Genomic DNA, 23,494 nt, shown 5'->3' with positions numbered 1-23,494 from the left:
CATGCGCGCGCAGCGTGAATCAGATCATCAAGAACAAATAAGGAGCTGACGTGTTCGCCTGGTGGGGTCGAACGGTGTACCAATTCCGATACATAGTGATCGGGGTCATGGTCGCACTGTGCCTTGGTGGCGGCGTATACGGGGCCAGTTTGGGTTCCCACGTCACCCAGAGCGGTTTCTATGACGAAACCAGTGAATCGGTACGCGCGTCGCTGCTCGGCGACGAGGTGTACGGCCGTGACCGCACCAGTCACGTGGTCGCGATCCTCACGCCGCCGGACGGCAAGAAGGTCGACGACCCGGAGTGGATGAAGAAGGTCACCGGGGAACTCAACGATCTGGTCGCCGACAACGAGGATCAGATCGTCAGCTGGGTCGGCTGGCTCCGCGCGCCCGACGCCGCGGCCGAGACCGTGCAGCAGATGAAGACCGACGACCTGTCCAAGACCTTCGTCAGCATCCCGCTCAAGGGCGAGAACGACGACGAGATCCTGAAGAACTACCAGGCCGTCGAACCCCAGCTGTCGCAGATCAACGGCGGCGCGATCCAGCTGGCCGGGCTGCAGCCGCTGGCCAGCGAGCTGACCGGCACCATCGGCGAGGACCAGAAGCGCGCCGAGGTGGCCGCCATCCCGCTGGTCTGCGTCGTGCTGTTCTTCGTCTTCGGTGGCGTCGTGGCCGCCGCCCTGCCCGGCATCATCGGCGGCCTGACCATCGCCGGCGCGCTCGGCATCATGCGGCTGCTCGCCGAGATCATGCCGGTGCACTTCTTCGCCCAGCCCGTCGTGACGCTGATGGGCCTCGGCATCGCCATCGACTACGGCCTGTTCATGGTGAGCCGGTTCCGCGAGGAGTTGGCCGAGGGCTACGACACCGAGGCGGCCGTGCGCCGCACCGTGATGACCTCGGGCCGCACCGTGATGTTCTCCGCGGTGATCCTGGTGGCGTCCTCGGTTCCGCTGCTGCTGTTCCCGCAGGGCTTCCTGAAGTCGATCACCTACGCGATCATCGCGTCGGTCATGCTCGCGGCGATCCTGTCGGTCACCGTGCTGCCGGCCGCACTGGCCATCCTCGGACCCCGGGTGGACGCCCTCGGCGTCAGCTGGCTGCTGAAATTCGTGCAGAACCAGGTCGCCTCCGATCCCGCGAATCCGCGCACCAACACGCTGGCCATCGCCTCGATCCCGGCCGGTGTGCTGGTGCCGCCGGTGGGTATCTTCCTCGGCCACCGCGCCCGCAAACAGATCAAGCAGACCGGCGAGCAGGGGCTACCCCTGACGGTCATCGGCTTGGTCCTGGGCTACGTCGGTCTGCTCGGCTGGATGGCCTACCTCACCATCGCCAACAAGGATTCTCTGGGCGGCGGCCTGTACTGGGTGCTGCTCGGCGTGGTGATCTTCGTGGCCGTGGTCTCCGGTGGGCTGGCCCTGGCCCGCTACGTCCCGCTCGCTCGTGGCCCCATCGTCTGGTGGGTGGAGTGGCTGGCGGAGAAGACCCAGAAGACCAAGACCCGCGCCGAGGTCGAGAAGGGCTTCTGGGGCAAGCTGGTCAACGTCGTGATGAAGCGGCCGATCGCGTTCACCGCGCCGATCCTGATCGTGATGATCCTGCTGGTCATCCCCCTCGGACAGCTGTCCCTCGGCGGCATCAGCGAGAAGTACCTGCCCCCGGACAACAGCGTCCGTTCGGCACAGGAGGACTTCGACCGGAGCTTCCCCGGATTCCGCACCGAGCCGCTGACGCTGGTGATCGAACGCACCGACGGTGAGCCGATCACCGACCAGCAGTTGGCCGAGGTCCGCGCGAAGGCGATGACCGTCTCGGGCTTCATCGACCCGGACAACGATCCGAGCAAGATGTGGCAGGAGCGCTCCGCTCAGGACACCGGGACCAAGGACCCGTCGGTGCGGGTCCTGCAGAACGGCCTGGTCAACCGCAACGACGCGTCCCAGAAGATGGACGAGCTGCGCTCCATCCAGCCCCCGCGCGGTCTGGAGATCGCGGTCGGCGGCACCCCGGCGCTGGAGCAGGACAGTATCCACAGCCTGTTCGCCAAGCTGCCGCTGATGGCGGTGGTGCTGGTGGTCACCACGACGATCCTGATGTTCCTGGCGTTCGGCTCGATCGTGCTGCCCATCAAGGCGACGCTGATGAGCGCGCTGACGCTCGGATCCACGATGGGCATCCTCACCTGGATGTTCGTCGACGGTCACGGGTCCGGGCTGATGAACTACACCCCACAGCCGCTGATGGCACCGATGATCGGCCTGATCATCGCGGTGATCTGGGGTCTGTCCACCGACTACGAGGTGTTCCTGGTGTCCCGCATGGTGGAGGCGCGAGAACGCGGCATGTCCACCACGGAGGCGATCCGCATCGGCACCGCGACCACCGGCCGCCTCATCACCGGCGCCGCCCTGGTGCTGGCCGTCGTGGCGGGTGCGTTCGTGTTCTCCGACCTGGTGATGATGAAGTACCTGGCCTTCGGTCTGCTCATCGCGCTGCTGCTGGATGCGACCGTGGTCCGCATGTTCCTGGTGCCGGCCATCATGAAGCTGCTCGGCGACGACTGTTGGTGGGCGCCGCGGTGGATGCGGCGGATACAGGAACGCATCGGCCTGGGCGAGACCGATCTACCCGACGAGCGCAAGTGGCCCGCGCAGCGTGAACCCGAGCACGAGGTCGCCGATCAGGCGGCCCTGGTCGGCGCCGGCGGCCCCGCTCACCCGCCCGCCCAGCACGATCCGGGCCACCCGGCCCCGGGTGCACGGGGCCCGCTGCCACCGGTCCGCCCGTCGGGCCCGTCGGCTGCCGGTACCACCCGCCTCCCCACCGCACCGCCCAGCCCGGCACCGGAGGCACCCACCACGCGCTTTGCGGCACAACCGGATTCGGCGAAGACGACGGCGATCAACGCCGTCAACGCGGCCCCGACCGAGCGTGCCCCGCGGGTCGACCCGGCACCCGGCCGGGAACGTCGCGAAATCGAGTCGTGGCTGGGTGAACTGCGCGGCAACACCCCCACCACCGCGATCCCGTCCGCCAATCCGGCGCCGCCGGTGCGGCCGTCGGCCGAACCCACCCGGGCCATCCCGGAGCCGGGCAGCGAGCCCACGACCGCCATTCCGGCGCAGCGCGCTCCGGGTGACCCGGAGTCGACCGAGAAGATCGATACCCGCGACACCGGCGATGCGCCGCCCCGCCGCGGCACCGGTGTCAGCGCGGCGGATCTGCTGCGCCGGGAGGGTCGCCTGTAAGGCCTTCGGGCTCCAGTTCTGCTGCCACCTGTTCCTGCTCCGCCTGCGGGTCAGGTGCCAGCAGCACCCGCATCGCGCTGTTGAGTACGGCCAGGACCGGCACCGCGAGCAGGGCGCCGACGATCCCCGCGAGCAAGCCGCCGCTGGCGATGGCGAGCACCACCGCCAGCGGGTGCACGGCCACCGCCCGGCCCATCACCAGCGGTTGCAGCACATGGGATTCCAGCTGCTGCACGGCCAGGATCAGGCCGAGGGTGATCAGCGCGTAGACCCAGCCCTTGGCGATCAGCGCCACGATGACGGCCACTCCTCCGGTGAGCACCGCACCGATCAGTGGGATGAAGGCGCCCAGGAACACCAGGGAGGCCAACGGCAGCGCCAACGGCACACCCATGATGGCCAGGCCGGTTCCGATGCCGACCGCGTCGACCAGCGCCACCAGGCAGGTGGCCCGCACGTAGCCGGTCAGCGAGTGGAAGCCGGCCCGCCCGGCGTCGCGCACGCGGTCGCGCACCGAGGAGGGGAAGATCTTCGTGACGTAGCGGAAGATGGCCCGCCCGCCCTGCAGCAGGAAGATCAGCGTGAACAGCACCAGCAGTGCACCGGTGAGGATCTCGGTGACGGTGGCGGCCGTGGACAGCGCGCCACTGGTGACCTTGGCCTGGTTCTCCTGCAGGGTGGTGATCAACGCGTCACCGGCGTGGTCGATCTGCTCCTTGCTCAGGTGTAACGGACCCTGGATCAACCAGTTCCGCACCCCGTCCACGCTCGCCGTGACCTGTTCGACGAGAGCCGGTGCGCCCGTGATGAATTGGCTGACGACGAAGCTCAGGATGCCGCCGACCCCGGCGATGGCGCCGAGCAGCACGATCGCCACCGCACCTCCGCGCGGCACCCGTCGTGCGGCCAGCGCATCCACCGCGGGCAGCAACAGCGCCGCGAACATGGCCGCCAGCGCCACCGGCACCACGATCAGCAGGAAGTGGCTGATCACCCACAGCAGGAACACCACCGCCACGCCCAGGACCAACAGCCGCCAGGCCCAGGCCGCGCCCTTGCGGACGAGCGGATGCACCGACTGGTCGGCGACCGAATCTATCGACATGGGCCTACCGTACGACCGGCACGCGGCGCGCCGCGGGAACCGGCGGATACCCGAAGGGCACGCCGCTACTCTTACAGCGTGTCGCACGACGCGCCGATGAGCGACGCCCCTGGCCAGGATGCGCGCCCGCGGGGCAAGTACTGGTGGGTGCGGTGGGCGGTCATCGTGGTCGCGGTGGTGGTGCTGACCGTCGAGCTCGCGCTGGTCTGGGACCAACTGGCCAAGGCGTGGACCAGCCTGCTGTCGGCGAACTGGTGGTGGGTGCTGGCCGCCGTGGTGGCCGCGATGGCCTCGATGCACAGTTTCGCGCAGATCCAGCGCACCCTGCTGCGCTCGGCCGGGGTCACCGTGCGGCAGTGGCGCTCGGAGGCCGCGTTCTACGCCGGCAACGCGCTGTCCACCACGCTGCCCGGTGGCCCGGTGCTGTCGGCCACGTTCGTCTACCGCCAACAGCGCATCTGGGGTGCCTCCCCGGTGGTGGCGTCCTGGCAGCTGGTGATGTCGGGCGTGCTGCAGGCCGTCGGGCTGGCGCTGCTCGGGCTGGGCGGAGCTTTCCTGCTGGGCGCCAGTAAGAACCCGCTGTCGCTGATCTTCACGCTCGGGGGTTTCTTCCTGTTGCTGGTGCTGGCCCAGTCGGTGGCCTCCAACCCGCAGCAGCTCGACGGTATCGGCGTGCGGCTGCTGTCCTGGTTCAACTCGCTGCGCAACAAGCCCGCCGATACCTGGCTGGACAAGTGGCGGGAGATGCTGCATCAGCTGGAGTCGGTGAAACTGAGCCGCCGCGCCCTGGGCAACGCGTTCAGCTGGTCGCTGTTCAATTGGGTCGCCGACGTCGCCTGCCTGGCATTCGCCGCGTACGCGGCCGGGGGTCACCCGTCGCTGGCCGCGCTGACGGTGGCCTATGCCGCCGCCCGCGCGGTCGGGTCCATCCCGCTGATGCCGGGCGGACTGCTGGTGGTCGAGGCGGTGCTGGTGCCCGGCCTGGTGTCCAGCGGGATGACGCTCGCCTCGGCGATCTCCGCCATGCTCATCTACCGGATGGTCAGCTGGATCTTCATCTCGGCGATCGGCTGGGTGGTGTTCTTCTTCATGTTCCGCACCGAGATGGACGTCGACCCCGACGCCACCGAACCGAAATCCGAGGAGCCCGAGTGAAACTCACGATGCGCCGCGCCACCGCCCTGCTCGGCGCATGGGCTCTGCTGACGGGATGTTCGAACAACACCGAACCATCTTCGCCGCCAACCGATTCCAGCCCGTCAGCGACAGCGGTTCCCAGCGCGACCACCGACGCCCTGCCGATCGAGCCCACACCGATTCTCGCAAGAGCGCTCAGCCGGCCGGTGCCGGTGCCGGCCACCGACGGCCGAACCCACCTGGCCTATGAGCTGTACCTGACCAACGCCATGGGCCAGGTCATCGATCTGGAGTCGGTCACCGTCAACGCCGGCGACCGGGAGTTGCTGACGTTGAGCGGCGAGGACCTGCGCAACCGCACCCGACTGCTCGGCGCCATGGGCGAACCGTCCGCCTCGTTCGGCCCGGCCCAGAGCGGAGTCGTCTGGATCGATCTCGCTCTGGACCAACCGGATGTGCCCCAGCGTCTTTCGCACACCGTCGCGGTCAAGCTGAGCCGGCCGATGCCTCCGCTGCTGCCTGCCGAGATGGCCGAGGAGGTCGCCCCGGTCGCCGTGTCCACCCGCAAGCCGGTGGTCATCTCTCCCCCGCTGCGCGGACCGAACTGGTTGGCGGCCAACAGTTGCTGCAACGAGATGACCTCGCACCGGATGGCACTCAACCCGATCAGCGGCGAGTTGTGGGCCGCGGAACGCTTCGCCATCGACTACCTGCAGATCGATGCCGACGGCGCGCTGTACAAGGGCGACGCCACCCAGCTGGCCAGTTACCCGTTCTACGGCGCGGACGTCCTGGCGGTGGCGGACGGGCCGGTGGTCTCGGTGCTCGACGGCCTGCCCGAGCAGACCCCGACCACAGACGCCACCGGACTGACCCTGCCGGAGTACGGCGGCAACCATGTCGTGCAGGACATCGGTGACGGCAACTACGCGTTCTACGCGCATCTCAAGACCGGCTCGGCACAGGTGAAGCCGGGTGATCAGCTGAGCACCGGCCAGGTGATCGGCCACCTCGGCAACACCGGGAACACCGATGCTCCGCACCTGCACTTCCACGTGATGAGCACACCCGACCCGCTGGCCGCCGACGGTCTGCCGTTCCTGTTCGACTCGTTCACGGTGGACGGCCGACTGTCCTCGCCGGCGGATCTGGTCACGCTGCTGACCGGCGGTACGGTACACGTGGCACCCGGGACCACCCCGCGTACCGAGACCGACCTGAGCCCACTGGTGATGGATGTGATGAGTTATGCCGCAGAGTAATCCGACTCGCCGGACGGCGGCAGCCCTGGCCGCCGACCTGGTCTGCGTCATCGTGTTCTGCACCATCGGCCGGCGCAGTCACGCCGAGGGCCTCACCGTGGCCGGTATCGCCGAGACGGCCTGGCCGTTCCTCACCGGGACCCTGGCCGGCTGGCTGGCGGCCCGCGCCTGGCAGCGGCCCACCAGCCTCTACCCGACCGGACTGATCGTCTGGGTGGTCACCGTGGCCGTCGGAATGTTGTTGCGCAAGGCCACTTCTGCGGGCACCGCGCCCAGTTTCATCGTGGTGGCCTCGATCACGACCGCCGTCTTGCTGCTCGGCTGGCGCGCCATCGCGATGGTTCTGGCGCGACGCTGACCTCATCCGGTTCCTGGCCCGGATCGGCCTGATCCGGGGCGCGGTCGGAGATGGTGAGGGTGGCCCGCAGGCCGCCCAGCGGACTGTCCGACAGTTGCAGGCGGCCACCGTGCAGGGCCGCCTGCTGGGTGACCAGCGCCAGACCCAGCCCGGAACCACCCGGTGCGGCCGTGCTGCCCCGGGCGAACCGGCCGAGCACCACGGTGCGCTCCTCGGCGGGCAGCCCGCGCCCGTCGTCGTCGACCACGATGAGCAGACGCCCGTCCGCGCTTCGGGTGCCCGACAACACGATCCGCCCGGCCGCACCGTGCGCGACGGCGTTGCGCACCAGGTTGTCCACCGCCAGCCGCAGCCCGCCGGGCCAACCCCACACCATGCCGAGGTCGTCGTCGGCCTCCACGGTGATGTCCAGCGGCGGGTCGGTGCGCGCGTTCTCCCGGGCCACCCGGTCCAGGAGATCGGTGATGTCGATCAGTTCGCGGTCCTCGGCCTGGGCCAGCTGACCGGAGGCGAGCTGGCCCAGCGCGGTGATGATGGCCTCCACCCGGCGCTGGGCGCGCAGCAGGTCGGCCACCACCTCGTCGCGTTCCTCGGTCGGCAGGTCGTGAATGCGCAAGGTGTCCAGATCGGCGCGCATGGCGGTCAGCGGGGTCCGCAGTTCGTGCGCGGCGTTGGCGGCGAAATCCTGGGCGGCCTGCAGGGACCGGGTGGTCGCCTGCTGCGCGGTCACCAGCCGGCTGAGCATCCCGGCCATCGCATCCGACAGTTCCTCGGCTTCCCGGGCACCGGTCACCGCGGGCACCTGCGCACCCGGTTTGGCGCCCTTGCCCAGCAGTTTGGTCTGCTCGGTGAGCCGGCGCAGCGGGCGCACCGCCGGGCCGGCCAGCAGCCAGCCCAACCCGCCGGCCACCAGCACCGTCAGCACACCGACCGCCAGATAGATCGGAATCCTGGCCTGGCTCAGCAGGATGCTGTCCGCCCGGATACCGATAGACAGCAGCACCCCGCCGCCCTGCTGATCCATCGGGATGGTGCGCACCCGGTACTCCACGCCGTTGACCTCGACGGTCTCGGTGCCAGGCGGCAGCGCGGGCAGCTGGAAACCGCGCTGGAACATCACCTGGCCGGTGGACCGGGACCGCCCGGTGGTCAGCACGCCGCGGCGCGGATCGGACAGCTGCTCGGGAAACATGCTGGCCTCGACGATCGCGTCCAGGCGCCGGTCCAGTTGGGCGGCATCGTTGTTGACCAGCACGACCGTGGTCAGCACGGTGAAGGCGGCCACCACCGCGGCCGCCGCGATCGCCGAGGCGACGGCGACCCGGGTGCGCAGCGAGGCCGACCGGCCGATCAGTTGGGACAGCCGCACCGGCTCACCCTCCGCACTACGCCTCCTCCCGCAACACGTACCCGATACCGCGGACGGTGTGGATGACGCGCGGCCGGTCTTGGCGCTCCAGTTTGCGCCGCAGGTAGGAGATGAAGACGTCGGCGACGTTGGTGTCCACGTCGAAGTCGTAGCCCCAGACGAGCTCGAGCAGGCGCTGCCGGGTCAGCACCACACCGGCGTTCTCGGCAAGCACCGCCAGCAGATCGAATTCGCGCTTGGTCAGCTCGGCGCGCTCCCCATCGACGTAGACCAGCCGGCGCGCGGTGTCGATGGTCAGCGGGCCCACGATCATGACGTCGGAGGTCTGCTCGGAGTGGCTGGACCGGCGTAGCAGGGCATGTAACCGGGCCACGAGTTCACCGAGGTCGAACGGTTTGGTCAGGTAGTCGTCGGCGCCGGCCTCCAGCCCGGCGATCCGGTCGTTGACGGTGTCGCGGGCCGAGAGCACACAGATCGGGATCTCGTTGCCCAGCGCCCGCAGCGCGGTCACCACGGCGACGCCGTCCAGTTCGGGCATCTGCACGTCGAGCACCAGCGCATCGTGTGCCTCGTTCGAGAGCAGCCGCAGCGCCTCTTTGCCGTTGGAGGCGACCCGGACGTCGAAACCGGAATGCCGCAGCCCGCGCGCCACCGAGGTCCGCACGTCCGGGTCGTCGTCGACCATCAGGACCGTCCGGCCGGTGCTCTCCGGCGAGGAATGCTCGATTGTGGTGCGCACCCCTGGATTATGGCTGTTTCCGCGCCGCGCGCTGAGTTATGACTTCAGCGGCGGTTCGCACCCCTATCGGGTGGCGGCGGGACCGGGCAGCGGCCCGGTGCCACCGGCGCCGGCCGGATTCGGCGTCCCGGCCGAGGACACCGCCTCGGCGGCACCCTCGGCCCCGGCGGTCACCAGGGCGTCCAGCCCGCCCGGCGTCTGGGCGCCCTGCATGACGCCGAGCAGCTGGGGCAGGCTCACCGGCAGCTTGCACTGGGTGGACAACCGGACCAGCGGCGCCTGCAGGCGCTGCAGATCGTCGGCCGCCTCGGGATTGGTGTCCAGGTAGGTCTTCGTCGCGACCAGCGACTGCGGCCCGGCCGGCTGGCCGGCGATATCGGTCAGCGCCTGGTTGGTCTCCGGGTGCGCGTCGAGGTAGGCGCCGATCGAGGTGGACACCGATCCGACCGTCTTGGCGATCTGGCTGGCGGCGCACGGGTCCGGCGCCGCGTCGGCGGCGGGCGCGTGTACACCGGCGGCGCCGAGAAGTGCGGCCCCGCCGACGGCAGCTCCAGCGAATGCGGCGAGAAGTCCGCGACGCGCGCTGGCAGTGATGACGGTCATGGGTGCTCCTTCGGGCAATGCACGTTCAACCGGCTCGCGAACAGTCGCGATCGTCAGTGCTCGAATCCCCGACCCAGTACTGAACCAGCGCCATCATGCCATCTGACCCACCGGGTAGCCACCTTCGTAGCAAACTTGCAGGTGGTCCGGGGTGCGGGCCGGGGCCGCCGCGGCCACGGCCAACATTTCGGGCTGGTCACAACTGAAATCGGCGCCCGACAGCTCACAGGCTGCTGCGGTACGCTCTCGCTTACCGGCCAGCGGGGAGAAATGCGAGGGGCGCCATCCAGCAGTTCATGATGCGCTTGAGCAGCAACCTGCGCAGATATCGCTGGGCGGTGTTTGTGGCCTGGGTTCTGCTTCTGGTGCCCTCCGTTTATCTGGCGATGCACCAGTCCGACCAGCTCACCGGCGGTGGGTTCGAGGTCGAGGGGTCGCAGTCGCTGCGGGTGCAGCAGCAGCTCGAGGAGCAGTTCCCCGACCAGGGAGCCTCGCCGCTGGCGTTGGTGGCGGTGCCCCGCGCGGACGCGTCGTTCGAGGATATGAACGCCGCCGTCGCGCAGCTGAAACTCATCGCCTCCGAGGTGCCCAGCGTCAAAGAGATCCCCAATCCGCAGCAGCCCCCGCCCGCCCCGGACCGCCCCTATGTGGTCCAGCTGCAGATGGACTTCAACAACAGCGGCGCCGTGGACATCGCCAACCAGTTGCGCGAGAAGGTGGGTATCGACGGGGACACCGCCGGCGCCACCGAGGACGGCAAGGTCCGCCTGCACGTCATCGGGCAGGGCGCGCTCGGGGCCGCCGCGCAATACGCCACCAAACACGACATCGCGCAGGCCGAGAAGTGGAACCTGCCGGTTGTGCTGATCATCCTGCTCGCGGTGTTCGGTTCGCTGGCCGCGGCGGCGATGCCGCTGCTGCTCGGGTTGTGCACCGTGGTGGTGACGATGGGCGTGGTCTTCCTGTTGTCCTCGGTCACCACCATGAGCGTGTTCGCCACCTCCACGGTGTCGATGTTCGGGATCGCGCTGGCCGTGGACTACTCGCTGTTCATCCTGATGCGCTACCGCGAGGAACTCCGGGCCGGGCGGGACTCCGCCCAGGCCATCGACGCGGCGATGGCGACCTCCGGGCTGGCCGTGGTGCTGTCCGGCATGACCGTGATCGCCTCGGTGACCGGCATCTACCTCATCAACACCCCGATCCTGCAGTCCATGGCCACCGGCGCCATCCTGGCGGTGGCCATCGCGGTGCTCACCTCGACGACGCTGACCCCGGCGGTGCTGGCCACCTTCGGCCGTTCGGCGGCCAAGCGCTCCCGGTTGCTGCACTGGTCGCGCCGCCCCGACACCACCCAGTCCCGGTTCTGGACCCGCTGGATCGGCGGCGTCATGCGGCGGCCGTGGCTGTCGGCGTCGCTGGCCGCCGCCGTCCTGCTCACCATGGCCGCGCCGGCGTTCGCGATGACGCTCGGCAACAGCATGCTGCGCCAGTTCGATCCCACCCATGAGATCCGGGGCGGGGTGAACGCGGCCGCCGAGGCGCTCGGGCCGGGCGTGCTCGGGCCGGTCCGGGTGCTGGTGACCTTCCCCGACGGCGACGCCGACAGCCCGACGTCGCGCGCCACGCTGGACCGCATCTCGATGCGGATGTCGCAGGCCCCCAATGTCGCGACGGTGACCCCGCCGGCATTCGCCAAGGACAACGACAGCGCGCTGATGTCGGCGGTGCTCTCGGTGGACCCCGAGGATTTCCGGGCTCGCGAGGCCGTCGACTGGCTGCGCGCCGAGCTACCCGGTGTGGACAGCGATGTACGCATCGACGTCGGCGGCCCGACCGCGCTGATCAAGGATTTCGACGATCAGGTCTCCGATGTCCAGCCGCTGGTGTTCCTCTTCGTCTCGGTCATCGCGTTCGTGATGCTGCTGATCGCCATCCGGTCGGTGTTCCTCGCCCTCAAGGGCGTGCTGATGACGGTGCTGTCGGTGGCGGCCGCCTACGGCAGCCTGGTGGTGGTGTTCCAGTGGGGCTGGCTGGAGGATCTGGGCTTCGCGCCGCTGGAATCGCTGGACAGCACGGTGCCCCCGCTGGTGCTGGCGATGACGTTCGGCCTCTCGATGGACTACGAGATCTTCCTGCTGACCAGAATCCGGGAACGGTATCTGATCACCAACAACACCCGTGACGCCGTCACCTACGGGGTGTCCACCAGCGCCCGCACCATCACCAGCGCGGCGCTGATCATGATCGCGGTGTTCATCGGCTTCGCCTTCGCCGGCATGCCACTGGTCGCCCAGATCGGGGTGGCCTGTGCCACGGCCATCGCCGTCGACGCGACCATCGTGCGGCTGGTCCTGGTGCCCGCGCTGATGGCGATGTTCGACGAGTGGAACTGGTGGCTGCCGCGGTGGCTGGACCGGATCCTGCCGTCGGTGGACTTCGAGAAGCCGCTGCCCAAGGTCGACATCACCGACCTGGTGATGGTCCCCGAGACGGCGGCCGCCGCACCGAGCGGGGACCTGCGGATGGTGGTCAAGACCGCCGCCAGGCTGAAAAGCCTTGCCCCGCAGACCGTGGTGGTGCCCGACCCGCTGGCGTTCAGTGGATGTGCCCCCGACCCCGAGGTGGTGGGCGGGCGCCGGTTCAGCGGCCGGATCCCGACCCTGGCCCGGCCGGTGCATCCCATCACCATGTGGCGCGGCCGGCTCGACGTCGCTCTCGACGCGCTGGCCACCGCCTCCGATTCGGAACGGCTGCCGGTGCAACGCCGCGGCCCGATGGAGGCCACCACCGTCCAGTTGCCGACCGGGGACCGGCTGCTCGTCCCGACCGGTGCCGAAACGCTGCGGTTGAAGAGCTATCTGCTGATGTGCCGCAACAGCACGCGGGACTACACCGAGTTCGCCCGGCTGGTGGATTCCATGGAAACTCAAACCGCCGCTGAGGTCCTGACCAAGATGGACCGGTACTACTGTGGACACGGCCCGCGGGCGCACTGGGTGGCCACGCAGCTGGTTCGACGCCTGGCCGATCCGCGTCCGTCGGACGAACCGGAAGAGTCGGATCAGACCGATGCCGACTGGGCCACCGTCCGTCAGCGGTGTCTGTCGGTGGCCGTAGCGATGTTGGAGGAGACGAGGTGACGTTGTCGGCCAAGCCCTCGTCGGCCAGCCAGGGCGAGCGAAGCGACGGGAAGATTCCCGGAGGCGAGGGAGGCACCGACGACCGTCCGGTCGAGTTCTGGCCCACGTCGGCGATCCGCGCCGCGTTGGACAACGACGATCTCGAGGTGTGGCAGCGCATCGTGGCCGCCATCAAGCGCGATCCGTTCGGCCGGACCGCCCGCCAGGTCGAGGAGGTGCTCGCCACCGAGCAGCCCTACGGCGTCTCGGCGGCACTGACCGAGGTCCTGGAGAAGGCGCGTCAGCACCTGGAGGCCAATGAGCGTGCCGAGGTGGCCCGCCATGTGCGCCAGCTGCTGGAGCGCTCGGGACTGGGCACCCCCGAATTCGCATCCCGGATCGGGGTGTCGGTCGAGGAGTTCACCGACTTCCTGGACGGCGCCGCCACCCCGTCGGCCTCGATGATGATCCGGATGCGGCGGCTGTCGGACCGGTTCGCCCGCATCCGCGCCCAGCGCGCCGCCAACTCCGGCTAGCCGCGCTCGCCGTCTTCCACGCAACCGCCGCGGATGCTCAGCGCGCGTTGATCGGTGTCACGTCGGCCACCAGCCACTTGCCGCCCTCTTTCTCCAGCGTCACCCGCAACGCCAGCACCGCCACATCGGCCGGCTTACCCGGTGCGTGCTGGGTGCCGCGCATCACCACGGCGACGCTGGCCACCGACGGACCGATGGCCTCCACCCCGGCCGACAGCGTCTGCGCCTGGCCGGAGATCTTGCGGCTGGTCAAATCCTTTGCCACCGCGGCGAATTCGTTGCGGTAGGCCTCGGCGCGGCGCGGGGACATCAGGGCGGTGGCGCGGTCGATCGCCGCATCGGGGCTGCTCGGCGAGAACGTCGCGGACGCCTCGGAGACGCTGCTGGCGATGCCGACCACCTCGGCACTGTCGGCGATCAGCTCCCGGTCCGGGATGGTCCACCGGGTGTAACCGACGAACACCGCACCCACCAGCGCCACCACGGCCAGGGCGACCACCCCGAAGCGCAGCAGCGGCCCGTCGTCGTCGGTCCCGACGGTCACCCCGTCGCGGCGGAACAGCACCACGTTGACGATGACGCCCTGCACGATCAGCAGGCACAGCGCCGTGCAGACCGCCACCCACCAGCGCGGCCAGTCCAGCACCGCGCCGATCAGCAGCAGGCCCCCGATCGCCGCCAGCGGCGCCAGGATGTCCACCCCGAGGACGCGCAACCGGTTCCTCATCGGATCGCCTCCAGCTGCGAGATCAGGAGTTTGCCGTCGACATCCGAGATGTCCAGGCGCAGGTTCCAGCGCACCGTGGTCGGCTCGGCACCGGCGTTCTGGCTCACCGAGGTGGCGACCACCAGCACGGTGTCGGTGCGCGAGGCGACGGTCGCCAGTTCGGGCTGCTCGGGCTCGGCGGCACCCGGCGGGTCACCGGGCCGGTGCTGCAGCGTCTCGATGGACACCGATTCGACCTGACCGACGGTCTTGGAGTCCAGTTTGGCCACCAGATCGGTGAACGGTTCGACCGTGTTGTCGAATTCGACGTTGAGCTGACCGATGGTGCCGTCGCGCAGTTGCTGCAGGTTCTGCGCCGCGGTGTCGGAGTTCAGATTGATCAGCAGACCGGTCCAGTCCGCCGCCGCCTGCAACACCTCGGTCTGGTGCACCCGCTCGGCCACCGCACTGCGGTGCCCCGACCAGATCATCGTCGCCAGCACCGCGGCGGCCACCCCGACCACGCCGAACACCATCGCGGCGACGCCGTAGACCGACAGCCCCCGGGTTTGCTCATCAGGCATGGCCGTGAGGCTACCGGTGCCGCACCGCGAGCCTCTGGCAGGATGTGAGAGTGACGTCAGATATCTCTTTGAGTGAAGACATCCGATCCGGCATCGACCTGAGCTACGTGGACTCCTCGGTGCGTCCCCAGGACGATCTGTTCGGCCACGTCAACGGCCGCTGGCTGGACGAATACGAGATCCCGGCCGACCGGGCCACCGACGGTGCGTTCCGCACCCTGGCCGACCGTGCCGAGGAACAGGTCCGCGACATCATCACCGAGGCCGCCGCGAAGAACGCCCCGGCCGGCACCGATGAACAGCGCAGCTCAGGCTCAACTGATGCGGCCCGCATCGGAGACCTGTACGCCAGCTTCATGGACACCGACACCGTCGCCCGCGTGGGGGTGGCGCCGCTGCTGGCCGAACTGGCCACCATCGCCGAGGCGCCCGACCGCGAGGCCCTGGCCGTCGTGCTGGGCCGGCTGCAGCGCACCGGGATCGGCGGCGGCACCGGGGTGTACGTCGACACCGACTCCAAGGACTCCACCCGCTACCTGCTGCACATGTCGCAGTCCGGGCTCGGCCTGCCCGACGAGTCCTACTACCGCGAGGCCTCGCACGCCGAGATCCTGGCGGCCTATCCGGGCCACATCGCGCGGATGCTGGGCCTGGTATACGGGGGCGAAGGTGACCACACCGCGACAGCCGAGCGCATCGTGGCGCTGGAGACCAAGCTGGCGGCCGCGCACTGGGATGTGGTGAAGCGCCGCGACGCCGACCTCACCTACAACCTGCGCGCCTTCACCGAGTTGGCCACCGAGGCACCAGGATTCGACTGGTCGGGTTGGGTGGGCGCACTCGGGGCCGCACCGGACGAGGTCGTGGTGCGCCAGCCCGACTATCTGACCGCGTTCGCCGCGCTGTGGGCCTCCGAGCCGCTGGAGGACTGGAAGCAGTGGCTGAGCTGGCGCGTCATCAGTTCACGCGCCTCGCTGCTCACCGACGACCTGATCGCCGAGAACTTCGCGTTCTACGGAAAGACGCTCAGCGGCACCGAGGCGATCCGCGACCGCTGGAAGCGCGGCGTCGGACTGGTCGAGAGCCTGATGGGTGATGCGGTCGGAAAGCTCTATGTGGAGCGCCATTTCCCGCCGGAGGCCAAGTCCCGGATGGACGAGCTGGTGGCCAATCTGCGAAAGGCCTATCGCGTCAGCATCACCAACCTGCCGTGGATGACGCCGGAAACCCGCGAGCGCGCACTGGAGAAGCTGGACAAGTTCACCCCCAAGATCGGCTATCCGGCCCGCTGGCGCGACTACTCGGCGCTGACCATCGACCGCACCGACCTGTACGGCAACTACCAGCGTGGGTACGCGCTGGAGTACGACCGCGATCTGGCCAAGCTCGGCGGGCCGGTGGACCATGACGAATGGTTCATGACCCCGCAGACCGTCAACGCCTACTACAACCCGGGCATGAACGAGATCGTCTTCCCGGCCGCCATTCTGCAGCCGCCGTTCTTCGATGCCGGCGCCGACGACGCCGCCAACTACGGGGGCATCGGGGCGGTGATCGGGCACGAGATCGGGCACGGATTCGACGATCAGGGCGCCAAGTACGACGGCGACGGAAACCTGGTGAACTGGTGGACCGATGCCGACCGCACCGAGTTCGGCCATCGCACCGCGGCCTTGATCGAGCAGTACGAGTCCTTCACCCCGCGCAATCTGGACTCCTCGCACCACGTGAACGGGGCGTTCACCGTCGGGGAGAACATCGGCGACCTCGGCGGGCTGTCCATCGCCCTGCTGGCCTACGAACTCTCCCTGAACGGAAAAGAAGCACCCGTCATCGACGGTCTGACCGGTGTGCAGCGGGTGCTGTTCGGCTGGGCTCAGGTGTGGCGCACCAAATCCCGTGACGCCGAGGCGATCCGGCGCCTCGCCACCGACCCGCACTCGCCGCCGGAGTTCCGCTGCAACGGCGTCATCCGTAACCTGGACGCGTTCTACGAGGCGTTCGAGGTCGATGACGACGACGCGCTGTACCTGGAACCGGCGCAGCGCGTGCGCATCTGGAACTAGACCCGTAAACGATTTCGGCGCGCTCACGTTCGCTAAGCGAAGGTGAGCGCGCCGAAATCGTTGTTGGGAACTAGAACATCTGCCAGTCCGACGCACCGTCGGGCTGGTCGTACCAGCCACCGTCGGTGTTCTTGATGACGACCGCGTCGCCGCTGCCGAAGTTGTCGAAGAACCACTTCGCGTCCGCGGGTGCGAGGTTGATGCAGCCGTGGCTGACATTCGAACTACCCTGCGCACCGACCGACCAGGGCGCACCGTGCACGAAGATGCCACTGTTGTCGATGCGGACGGCATCCTTCACCTGCGTCTTGTACCCGTCCTCCGACTCCACCGGGACACCGTAGGTCGACGAGTCCATCACCATGTCGGCGAACTTCTCCAGCACGTAGTAGGTGCCGTTCTTGGTGTCGTTGCCGGCTTTGCCCATCGAGACCGGGAATTCCTTCTCGACTTCGCCGTCACGCACCACCGTCATCGTCTTGGTGGCATCGTCGATCGTCGCGACCAACTGCTCGGGCACGGTGAAGCTCGACTTGGTGCCCGCGGCGTCGATGTTCACCACCGTGCCGGCCGGCCAGAAGTCCTGGGGCCGCCAGCGCAGCTGGGTGTCGGTGACCCAGTAGAACCGGCCGGGGACCGGCGGGTTCGACGTGATGTGCACCGCGTCCTGCGCCATCTGCCGGTTGGCGATGGGCCGGGCGAAGTTGATGTAGATCGGCTTGGCGGCCCCCGCGATCGAACCGTTCACCGGGTTGAAGGTGGGCGGGACGAACGGCGGCAACCCGATGAACGGGTTGGGGTTCTGCCCGGCCGGGGTCCCCTCGGGGATCGGTAGCGGTTGGGCGCCGTAACCACCGACCGGGGCGAACGGATCACGTTCGGTCTCCGAGGATGATCCGAGCGGGTTCGCCGGCGCCGGTGGCGGCACCGGCGGTTCTGCCTGGGCAGCCGGGCTGCCGAATCCGAATCCGACGACCAATCCGGCCGCCATGATCGCGCTGGCGAGTCTGTTCCTCGTCCGCTGCGACATATGTCACCTCCACTGGCATATCTGCTGACCAGTGTGTCACAGGGCTGTCACCAGCTAACCCGTGACGAGGCCGGAAGGACCCCTCGCGACCGTCCGACCTGCGTCACTGACCTGGGTGTTTGATCGCCACGAGGGTGGCAATCGTTACACCTGTGACAACTCTCAGGACCGCACCAGCCGGGCGATGGCGGCCGAGGCCTCGGCGAGTTTGGCGTCCGCCCGGTCACCGCCCTCGGCGACGGCCTGGGTGACGCAATGGCCCAGGTGCTCGTCGAGCAGGCCCAGCGCGACGGACTGCAGAGCACTGTTCACCGCGCTGATCTGGGTCAGGATGTCGATGCAGTACTTGTCGTCATCGATCATCTTGGCGATCCCGCGGACCTGCCCCTCGATGCGCCGCAGGCGTTTGGCGTAGTTCTCCTTCTGCGGCGAATAGCCGTGCTCGGCCGCGTGCGTGTCGTCACTCATCGCTGTCCGCCTCCCAACAACTGCTGCATCTGCTCCACCTCGGCCTGCCGGGTCTCCAGGACCGCCCGGGCCAGGGTCTTGGCGTTGACGTCCTCGCCATCCTTGATCTCGGAGGAGGCCATGATCATCACCGCCTGGTGGTGGTTGAGCATGGCCTGCAGCCACAGTGTGTCGAACTCCGGGCCGGTCAGCGACCCGAGACGCTCGACGGCGCCGCGGTCGAACAACGTCGGGCCCTCCGGAGGCGGGCCCTGCCCGCCCTCCTCACCATCGCTCCACTGCACCAGTAGCGCGTTCACGGTGTCACTCTGCTGCCGCTCGCTGCGGGCCAGCGCCTCGGCCGCCGCGACCACCGCCGGGTTGCCGGAGTTGGTGCGGGCCAGTTCGACCAGGTGGTCGACCTGGGGACGCTGCGCGAGCAACCCGTAGGCGAAGGCACGGTCGGTGGCGTTGACCCCCGGCGGGAGGTCGGCCGCGGCCGATGCGCCGGATTCCCCGGCCGAGGTGGAAGCCGGCCCGCCGTCCCGGCCACCGCACCCCGCGATCAGTGCGGCCACCGCCACAACGGCGATCAGGGCCATCTGTCCGGTCCGAGTCATGCCCCACACGTTACCGGTACCCCAAGGGGGTATCCAGGAATGGTTTGGGTCGGGACCAGGCCCGGGAGGCATACTTCTCACATGCCCTCACCATCTGAAACTCGCCCCGGGGTGGACATCAAACCCCGCAGTCGCGACGTCACCGACGGCCTGGAGAAGACCGCGGCCCGCGGCATGCTGCGCGCGGTCGGAATGGGCGATGACGACTGGGCCAAACCGCAGATCGGTGTCGGCTCGTCCTGGAACGAGATCACCCCCTGCAACATGTCGCTGCAGCGCCTGGCTCAGGCCGTCAAGGCCGGCGTGCACGAGGCCGGGGGTTACCCGCTGGAGTTCGGCACCATCTCGGTGTCCGACGGCATCTCGATGGGACACGAGGGTATGCACTTCTCCCTGGTCTCCCGTGAGGTCATCGCCGACAGCGTGGAGACCGTCATGCAGGCCGAGCGCATGGACGGGTCGGTCCTGCTGGCCGGCTGCGACAAGTCCATCCCGGGCATGCTGATGGCCGCCGCGCGGCTGAACCTGGCAAGCGTCTTCCTCTACAACGGCTCGATCATGCCGGGCACCGCCAAGCTCACCGACGGGACCGAGAAGGAAGTCACCATCATCGACGCCTTCGAGGCGGTCGGCGCGTGCGCCCGCGGGTTGATGTCCCGCGAGGATGTCGACATCATCGAACGGGCCATCTGCCCCGGCGAGGGCGCCTGCGGCGGCATGTACACCGCCAACACCATGGCCTCGGCGGCCGAGGCGTTGGGGATGTCGTTGCCGGGCAGCGCGTCTCCGGTCGCGATCGACAAGCGCCGCGATGAGTACGCCCGTCGCTCCGGTGCGGCCGTGGTCGAGATGCTGCGCCGCGGGATCACCGCCCGCGACATCCTGACCAAGGAGGCCTTCGAGAACGCCATCGCGGTGGTGATGGCGTTCGGTGGCTCCACCAACGCGGTGCTGCACCTGCTGGCCATCGCCTGGGAGGCCGGCGTGGAGCTGACGCTGGCCGATTTCACCCGGGTCGGCAAGAAGGTCCCCCACCTCGCCGATGTGAAGCCGTTCGGCGCCTACGTCATGAAGCATGTCGACGAGATCGGTGGCGTGCCGGTGGTCATGCGTGCGCTGCTGGATGCCGGTCTGCTGCACGGCGATTGCCTGACCGTCACCGGTGAGACGATGGCCGAGAACCTGGCCCACATCGAGCCGCCGGACCCGGACGGCAAGGTGCTGCGGGCGATGAACAACCCGATCCACCCGACCGGCGGGATCACCATCCTGCACGGTTCGCTCGCCCCGGAGGGTGCGGTGGTCAAGTCCGCCGGCTTCGACTCGGATGTCTTCGAGGGCACCGCACGGGTTTTCGAGCGTGAGCGGGCGGCGCTGGATGCGCTGGAGGACGGCACCATCACCCACGGCGACGTCGTCGTCATCCGCTACGAGGGCCCCAAGGGCGGCCCGGGCATGCGCGAGATGCTGGCCATCACCGGCGCCATCAAGGGCGCCGGGCTGGGCAAGGACGTGCTGTTGATGACCGACGGCCGGTTCTCCGGCGGCACCACCGGCCTGTGCGTCGGGCACATCGCCCCCGAGGCGGTGGACGGCGGCCCGATCGCGTTCGTCCGCGACGGCGACCGGATTCGCCTCGACGTCGCCAACGGGACACTGGACCTGTTGGTGGACGAGGCCGAATTCGAATCCCGCAAGGCGGGTTTCGAGCCGCTGCCCCCGGTCTACAAGACCGGTGTGCTGGCCAAGTACACCAAGCTGGTGGGGTCGGCCGCTGTCGGCGCGGTGTGCAGCTGAGACGCGGAAGATGACCACAACCGAAAACAACGCCGCGGCCCCACCGGCTCAGCCGCCATTCCAGTCCTTCACCGGCTTCATCGGCTCGGCGATCTTCATCAGCCGCTGGCTGCAGGCTCCGCTGTACCTGGGGCTCATCGTCGCCCAGGTGGTGTACGTGATCGTGTTCTGGAAGGAACTGATCCATCTCGTCAAGGATTTCAACCACCTGAACGAGGCCGCGGTGATGCTCATCGTGCTCGGCCTCGTCGACGTGGTGATGATCGCGAACCTGCTGATCATGGTGATCATCGGCGGTTACGAGACCTTCGTATCGCGGATCCGGATGGACAGCCACCCGGACAAGCCGGAATGGCTCAGCCACGTCAACCCGAACGTGCTGAAGGTCAAGTTGGCGATGTCGATCATCGGCATCTCGTCGATCCACCTGCTCAAGTCGTTCATCAATGCCGACAATCTCGAGCCCGAAACGCTGAAGTGGCAGACCATCATCCATATGGCGTTCATCGCGTCGGCCATCGGGCTGGCCTATGTGGACTGGATCTCGGCGAAGGTGGCCGCGATCAATCACGCTGACGCACACTAGCTCTGCGGAAGACCGTCACCAGCAGCACAGGAGGTGCGAGACATGCCCACCGCGTTCCCCGACGCCGCCGAGCTGGAGAGCGTGCTGGACCTCGCTGCGCGCGCACCGTCGGCGGGCAACATCCAGCCGTGGCGGTGGTTGGTCGACGATCGCGGTGTGCAACTGTTCGCCGACTGGACCCGCAGCCGCGGTGACACCGACTCCGACCGGCGCGACGTACTGCTGAGCTGCGGGGCGGTCCTGCACCACTGCGCGGTCGCCTTCGCGGCGGCCGGGTGGTCGAGCCGCATCGTCCGTTTCCCGGACGACGGCGTGCTGGCGGCGTTCGAGCTGGAGAAGCATCCGCCCGGGGCGGGCAGCGTGGAGCTGGCCGGCGCGATCTCCCGGCGCCGGGCCGACCGGCGGCCGTACCGCGGCGCGCTGCCGGCGGGAACCATCGAGCTGTTCGTGATCCGGGCGCAGCGGCTCGGTGTGCAGCTCGCCGTGGTGCCGGCCGGCCGGTGGGCGCGGGCCGGTGACACCGAATTCGGGCTCGGTTACGGGGACAGCCCCTCCGGGCATCCGGGGGACGACGCCGTCATGCTCGTACTGGCGACCGATACCGACACCGACCTGACCCGGCTGCGGGCCGGCGAGGCGCTCAGCGGTCTGACCTTGTCGGCGGCCGCGCTGGGCCTTGCCACCTGTCCCCTGACCGAGCCGCTGCGTGACGCGCGCAACCGGTTGGCGCTGGCGTGTGAGGTTTTCGACGGGGAGGCCTATCCGCAGGTGTTGGTGCGGATCGGCCCGTCCACGGTCGGCGCCCCGCTGCCGCCCGGGCAACGCCGGTCGGTCGCCGAGACGACGACGTTCGATCTCGGCTGATCCGATCCGCGATCTGGACCGGGGCAGCCCGGTTCCCCGGCGGCGGCTACACGTTCCCCTGAACCACGCTGCCCCAGCATGCTTTCCACGATGTCTGCGCCCCGCCGCACACCCCCGGTCGCCGCAAACCCGCGGGCGACGGTCGCGGCCCCGTCGACCATGGACATGGCGTCGGCGACCGCGGCCCGCAATGTCGTCGGCGACAACTGTTTGGCGGGCAGACGAACCCCGCAGCGGGCCATCTCCACCCGCCGCGCCACCTCGAACTGATCGCGGCCGAACGGCACGGCACACACCGGGATGCCCCGGCTCAACGCCTTCTGGGTGACGCCCATCCCACCGTGGGTGACGACGCAGACCGCGCGTTCGAGCACCAGCGAATGCGGTACGAATTCGGTCAGCGTCACCCCCGGGCCGTGGCCGGCGGCCGGCACGGTCCGCGCCGGCGACGTCGCCACCAGATGCAGGCCCTGCCCCGCCAGCGCTTCGACCGCGGTGCGGATCAGTCGGTCATCGGCCTGCGGCACCGAGGAGGTGGTCACCAGCACGACCGGATCCTCGATGTCGTGCAGCCAGGCCGGAATCTGCGCGGGCCGCGGGTCGAACGGGGCCGGGCCGATCATCGCGACCGACGGACCCCAGTCGGTGTGCGGGTATTCGAACGGTTTACCGGTGGCGACCAGCACGGCCGGGGCCCGCCGCAGCAGGTCGTCGGCCGACCGCACGTCCGGCAGTCCGAGACCGGCCCGCACCGCTCGCATACCGCGCCGGAACGGACGGTCGAAGACCGCACCGGTGACCAGCCCGACGCCCCAGTCCCGGACGCGCCCCAGCGGTCCGGGCCACGGCCGGGCGCCGGGGCCGAACGGCGGGGAGCCCGGTGACCGCAGATACGGGGTGAATGCCGAGAACACCACGAAGGCAAGGTTTTCCGCCTCGGCGAAGGAGATCGCTCCCCAGCAGTTGGAATCCACGATGACCAGGTCGGGACCAACCTGACGCACCGCCCGCTCGATGTCGCCGACCTCGACCGCGGCACATGCGGCCAGCGCCCGGACGGTCTCACCCGCCGCCCGGAGCACGCCGCCGACGCTGTCTTCGTTGTGCAGCGACTCGATCCGGGCGTCCACCGCGCCGGCCTCGAAGCCGAGGTCGCGGCAGAGTTGCACGCCGTCGGCCAGGGTGCGGACATGCACCTGATGCCCGCGGCCCGCCAGCTCCCGCAGCAGTGCGCAGAACGGGTACAGGTGCCCCAGGGCCGGTGATGTGTAGGCCAGGATCACCGCCACGGCGTAGCCCTCCTCCT

20 protein-coding genes are annotated in these 23,494 nt (G+C 69.0%); 10 read left to right on the top strand and 10 right to left on the bottom strand.

The genetic code is table 11. The annotated features are described in order from the left end of the window. Nucleotides 1-50 precede the first annotated feature (50 nt). A complete protein-coding gene (locus K0O62_RS01745) occupies nucleotides 51-3,257 on the top strand; it encodes an MMPL family transporter (protein ID WP_073855406.1) in 3,207 nt (1,068 codons plus the stop codon). Here K0O62_RS01745 and K0O62_RS01740 read toward each other — a convergent pair. Then, complete coding sequence (locus K0O62_RS01740; protein WP_073855405.1) at nucleotides 3,217-4,362, bottom strand: AI-2E family transporter; 1,146 nt, start codon at nucleotides 4,360-4,362, stop codon at nucleotides 3,217-3,219. The two genes, K0O62_RS01745 and K0O62_RS01740, sit on opposite strands and share 41 nt — an antisense overlap. A 78-nt stretch (nucleotides 4,363-4,440) precedes the next feature. Between K0O62_RS01740 and K0O62_RS01735 the strand changes: the two genes are divergently transcribed. The 3 genes from K0O62_RS01735 to K0O62_RS01725 are packed head-to-tail and all read left to right on the top strand — an operon-like array spanning nucleotide 4,441 to nucleotide 7,119. Beyond that, nucleotides 4,441-5,517: a lysylphosphatidylglycerol synthase transmembrane domain-containing protein gene (locus tag K0O62_RS01735; RefSeq protein WP_073855404.1), complete on the top strand. Its 1,077-nt coding sequence runs from the start codon at nucleotides 4,441-4,443 to the stop codon at nucleotides 5,515-5,517. Nucleotides 5,518-5,525: 8 nt separating this feature from the next. Then, nucleotides 5,526-6,761, top strand: a complete 1,236-nt coding sequence (locus tag K0O62_RS01730) for a M23 family metallopeptidase (RefSeq protein WP_097934102.1) — start codon at nucleotides 5,526-5,528, stop codon at nucleotides 6,759-6,761. Then, entirely contained in the window at nucleotides 6,748-7,119 is a 372-nt protein-coding gene (locus tag K0O62_RS01725; RefSeq protein ID WP_073855403.1) for a DUF3054 domain-containing protein, read from the top strand. The genes K0O62_RS01730 and K0O62_RS01725 overlap by 14 nt, the downstream gene beginning before the upstream one ends. On the opposite strand, the gene K0O62_RS01720 is transcribed toward K0O62_RS01725, so the two are convergent. The 3 genes from K0O62_RS01720 to K0O62_RS01710 all read right to left on the bottom strand — a co-directional run bounded on the left by K0O62_RS01720 (nucleotide 7,058) and on the right by K0O62_RS01710 (nucleotide 9,830). Next, nucleotides 7,058-8,488 carry a HAMP domain-containing sensor histidine kinase gene (locus K0O62_RS01720; RefSeq protein ID WP_079244194.1) on the bottom strand — a complete coding sequence of 477 codons (1,431 nt, stop codon included), beginning with the start codon at nucleotides 8,486-8,488 and terminating at the stop codon, nucleotides 7,058-7,060. The genes K0O62_RS01725 and K0O62_RS01720 overlap by 62 nt on opposite strands. A gap of 16 nt (nucleotides 8,489-8,504) precedes the next feature. Next, nucleotides 8,505-9,173, bottom strand: coding sequence for a response regulator transcription factor (locus tag K0O62_RS01715; RefSeq protein WP_165777147.1), 669 nt, complete (start codon nucleotides 9,171-9,173; stop codon nucleotides 8,505-8,507). Between the two features lie 117 nt (nucleotides 9,174-9,290). Continuing rightward, a complete protein-coding gene (locus K0O62_RS01710) occupies nucleotides 9,291-9,830 on the bottom strand; it encodes a hemophore (protein ID WP_073855401.1) in 540 nt (179 codons plus the stop codon). Nucleotides 9,831-10,126: 296 nt separating this feature from the next. On the opposite strand from K0O62_RS01710, the gene K0O62_RS01705 reads away from it, so the two are divergent. Then, a complete protein-coding gene (locus K0O62_RS01705; protein WP_073855400.1) occupies nucleotides 10,127-12,973 on the top strand; it encodes an MMPL family transporter in 2,847 nt (948 codons plus the stop codon). Between the two features lie 53 nt (nucleotides 12,974-13,026). Beyond that, nucleotides 13,027-13,488: a transcriptional regulator gene (locus K0O62_RS01700; protein WP_073855740.1), complete on the top strand. Its 462-nt coding sequence runs from the start codon at nucleotides 13,027-13,029 to the stop codon at nucleotides 13,486-13,488. Nucleotides 13,489-13,525: 37 nt separating this feature from the next. On the opposite strand, the gene K0O62_RS01695 is transcribed toward K0O62_RS01700, so the two are convergent. Next, on the bottom strand, nucleotides 13,526-14,215 hold the full coding sequence (locus K0O62_RS01695) for a hypothetical protein (RefSeq protein ID WP_073855399.1): 690 nt from the start codon (nucleotides 14,213-14,215) through the stop codon (nucleotides 13,526-13,528). Then, nucleotides 14,212-14,778 (bottom strand): hypothetical protein, encoded by a 567-nt coding sequence (locus K0O62_RS01690; protein WP_073855398.1) that lies wholly within the window; start codon nucleotides 14,776-14,778, stop codon nucleotides 14,212-14,214. The genes K0O62_RS01695 and K0O62_RS01690 overlap by 4 nt, the downstream gene beginning before the upstream one ends. 68 nt (nucleotides 14,779-14,846) lie before the next feature. On the opposite strand from K0O62_RS01690, the gene K0O62_RS01685 reads away from it, so the two are divergent. Beyond that, on the top strand, nucleotides 14,847-16,844 hold the full coding sequence (locus K0O62_RS01685; protein WP_165636954.1) for a M13 family metallopeptidase: 1,998 nt from the start codon (nucleotides 14,847-14,849) through the stop codon (nucleotides 16,842-16,844). 70 nt (nucleotides 16,845-16,914) lie between these two features. Here K0O62_RS01685 and K0O62_RS01680 read toward each other — a convergent pair whose 3' ends face one another. The 3 genes from K0O62_RS01680 to K0O62_RS01670 form a co-directional block, all read right to left on the bottom strand. After that, the gene (locus K0O62_RS01680; protein ID WP_073855397.1) at nucleotides 16,915-17,874 is read right to left on the bottom strand and encodes a L,D-transpeptidase; all 960 of its coding nucleotides are present in this window, start codon (nucleotides 17,872-17,874) and stop codon (nucleotides 16,915-16,917) included. A gap of 162 nt (nucleotides 17,875-18,036) precedes the next feature. After that, complete coding sequence (gene ricR, locus K0O62_RS01675) at nucleotides 18,037-18,342, bottom strand: copper-sensing transcriptional repressor RicR (protein WP_073855396.1); 306 nt, start codon at nucleotides 18,340-18,342, stop codon at nucleotides 18,037-18,039. Continuing rightward, on the bottom strand, nucleotides 18,339-18,941 hold the full coding sequence (locus K0O62_RS01670; RefSeq protein ID WP_165636953.1) for a DUF305 domain-containing protein: 603 nt from the start codon (nucleotides 18,939-18,941) through the stop codon (nucleotides 18,339-18,341). The genes ricR and K0O62_RS01670 overlap by 4 nt, the downstream gene beginning before the upstream one ends. An 81-nt stretch (nucleotides 18,942-19,022) precedes the next feature. Here K0O62_RS01670 and ilvD point away from each other — a divergent pair, with 81 nt between their 5' ends. The 3 genes from ilvD to K0O62_RS01655 are packed head-to-tail and all read left to right on the top strand — an operon-like array spanning nucleotide 19,023 to nucleotide 22,188. Then, on the top strand, nucleotides 19,023-20,738 hold the full coding sequence (ilvD, locus tag K0O62_RS01665) for a dihydroxy-acid dehydratase (protein ID WP_073855394.1): 1,716 nt from the start codon (nucleotides 19,023-19,025) through the stop codon (nucleotides 20,736-20,738). 10 nt (nucleotides 20,739-20,748) lie between these two features. After that, nucleotides 20,749-21,324: a TIGR00645 family protein gene (locus tag K0O62_RS01660; protein ID WP_079244328.1), complete on the top strand. Its 576-nt coding sequence runs from the start codon at nucleotides 20,749-20,751 to the stop codon at nucleotides 21,322-21,324. A gap of 42 nt (nucleotides 21,325-21,366) precedes the next feature. Then, nucleotides 21,367-22,188, top strand: coding sequence for a nitroreductase family protein (locus K0O62_RS01655; protein WP_073855393.1), 822 nt, complete (start codon nucleotides 21,367-21,369; stop codon nucleotides 22,186-22,188). On the opposite strand, the gene K0O62_RS01650 is transcribed toward K0O62_RS01655, so the two are convergent. Further along, on the bottom strand, nucleotides 22,083-23,477 hold the full coding sequence (locus K0O62_RS01650; protein WP_073855392.1) for a glycosyltransferase: 1,395 nt from the start codon (nucleotides 23,475-23,477) through the stop codon (nucleotides 22,083-22,085). The genes K0O62_RS01655 and K0O62_RS01650 overlap by 106 nt on opposite strands. Nucleotides 23,478-23,494: the final 17 nt, after the last annotated feature.

The organism is Mycolicibacterium diernhoferi (assembly GCF_019456655.1).
GTDB lineage: Bacteria > Actinomycetota > Actinomycetes > Mycobacteriales > Mycobacteriaceae > Mycobacterium > Mycobacterium diernhoferi.
The sequence above is the reverse complement of the archived record's forward strand: the minus strand, read 5'-3'. Positions and strand labels throughout refer to the sequence as shown.

What these genes read in the sequence shown, in the direction of transcription:
- ricR (WP_073855396.1), bottom strand. Translation starts at nt 18,342, where the DNA reads ATGAGTGACGACACGCACGCGGCCGAGCACGGCTATTCGCCGCAGAAG.
- K0O62_RS01725 (WP_073855403.1), top strand. Translation starts at nt 6,748, where the DNA reads ATGCCGCAGAGTAATCCGACTCGCCGGACGGCGGCAGCCCTGGCCGCC.
- K0O62_RS01705 (WP_073855400.1), top strand. Translation starts at nt 10,127, where the DNA reads ATGATGCGCTTGAGCAGCAACCTGCGCAGATATCGCTGGGCGGTGTTT.
- K0O62_RS01695 (WP_073855399.1), bottom strand. Translation starts at nt 14,215, where the DNA reads ATGAGGAACCGGTTGCGCGTCCTCGGGGTGGACATCCTGGCGCCGCTG.
- K0O62_RS01670 (WP_165636953.1), bottom strand. Translation starts at nt 18,941, where the DNA reads ATGACTCGGACCGGACAGATGGCCCTGATCGCCGTTGTGGCGGTGGCC.
- K0O62_RS01740 (WP_073855405.1), bottom strand. Translation starts at nt 4,362, where the DNA reads ATGTCGATAGATTCGGTCGCCGACCAGTCGGTGCATCCGCTCGTCCGC.
- K0O62_RS01730 (WP_097934102.1), top strand. Translation starts at nt 5,526, where the DNA reads ATGCGCCGCGCCACCGCCCTGCTCGGCGCATGGGCTCTGCTGACGGGA.
- K0O62_RS01710 (WP_073855401.1), bottom strand. Translation starts at nt 9,830, where the DNA reads ATGACCGTCATCACTGCCAGCGCGCGTCGCGGACTTCTCGCCGCATTC.
- K0O62_RS01655 (WP_073855393.1), top strand. Translation starts at nt 21,367, where the DNA reads ATGCCCACCGCGTTCCCCGACGCCGCCGAGCTGGAGAGCGTGCTGGAC.
- K0O62_RS01690 (WP_073855398.1), bottom strand. Translation starts at nt 14,778, where the DNA reads ATGCCTGATGAGCAAACCCGGGGGCTGTCGGTCTACGGCGTCGCCGCG.
- K0O62_RS01680 (WP_073855397.1), bottom strand. Translation starts at nt 17,874, where the DNA reads ATGTCGCAGCGGACGAGGAACAGACTCGCCAGCGCGATCATGGCGGCC.
- K0O62_RS01660 (WP_079244328.1), top strand. Translation starts at nt 20,749, where the DNA reads ATGACCACAACCGAAAACAACGCCGCGGCCCCACCGGCTCAGCCGCCA.
- ilvD (WP_073855394.1), top strand. Translation starts at nt 19,023, where the DNA reads ATGCCCTCACCATCTGAAACTCGCCCCGGGGTGGACATCAAACCCCGC.
- K0O62_RS01715 (WP_165777147.1), bottom strand. Translation starts at nt 9,173, where the DNA reads ATGGTCGACGACGACCCGGACGTGCGGACCTCGGTGGCGCGCGGGCTG.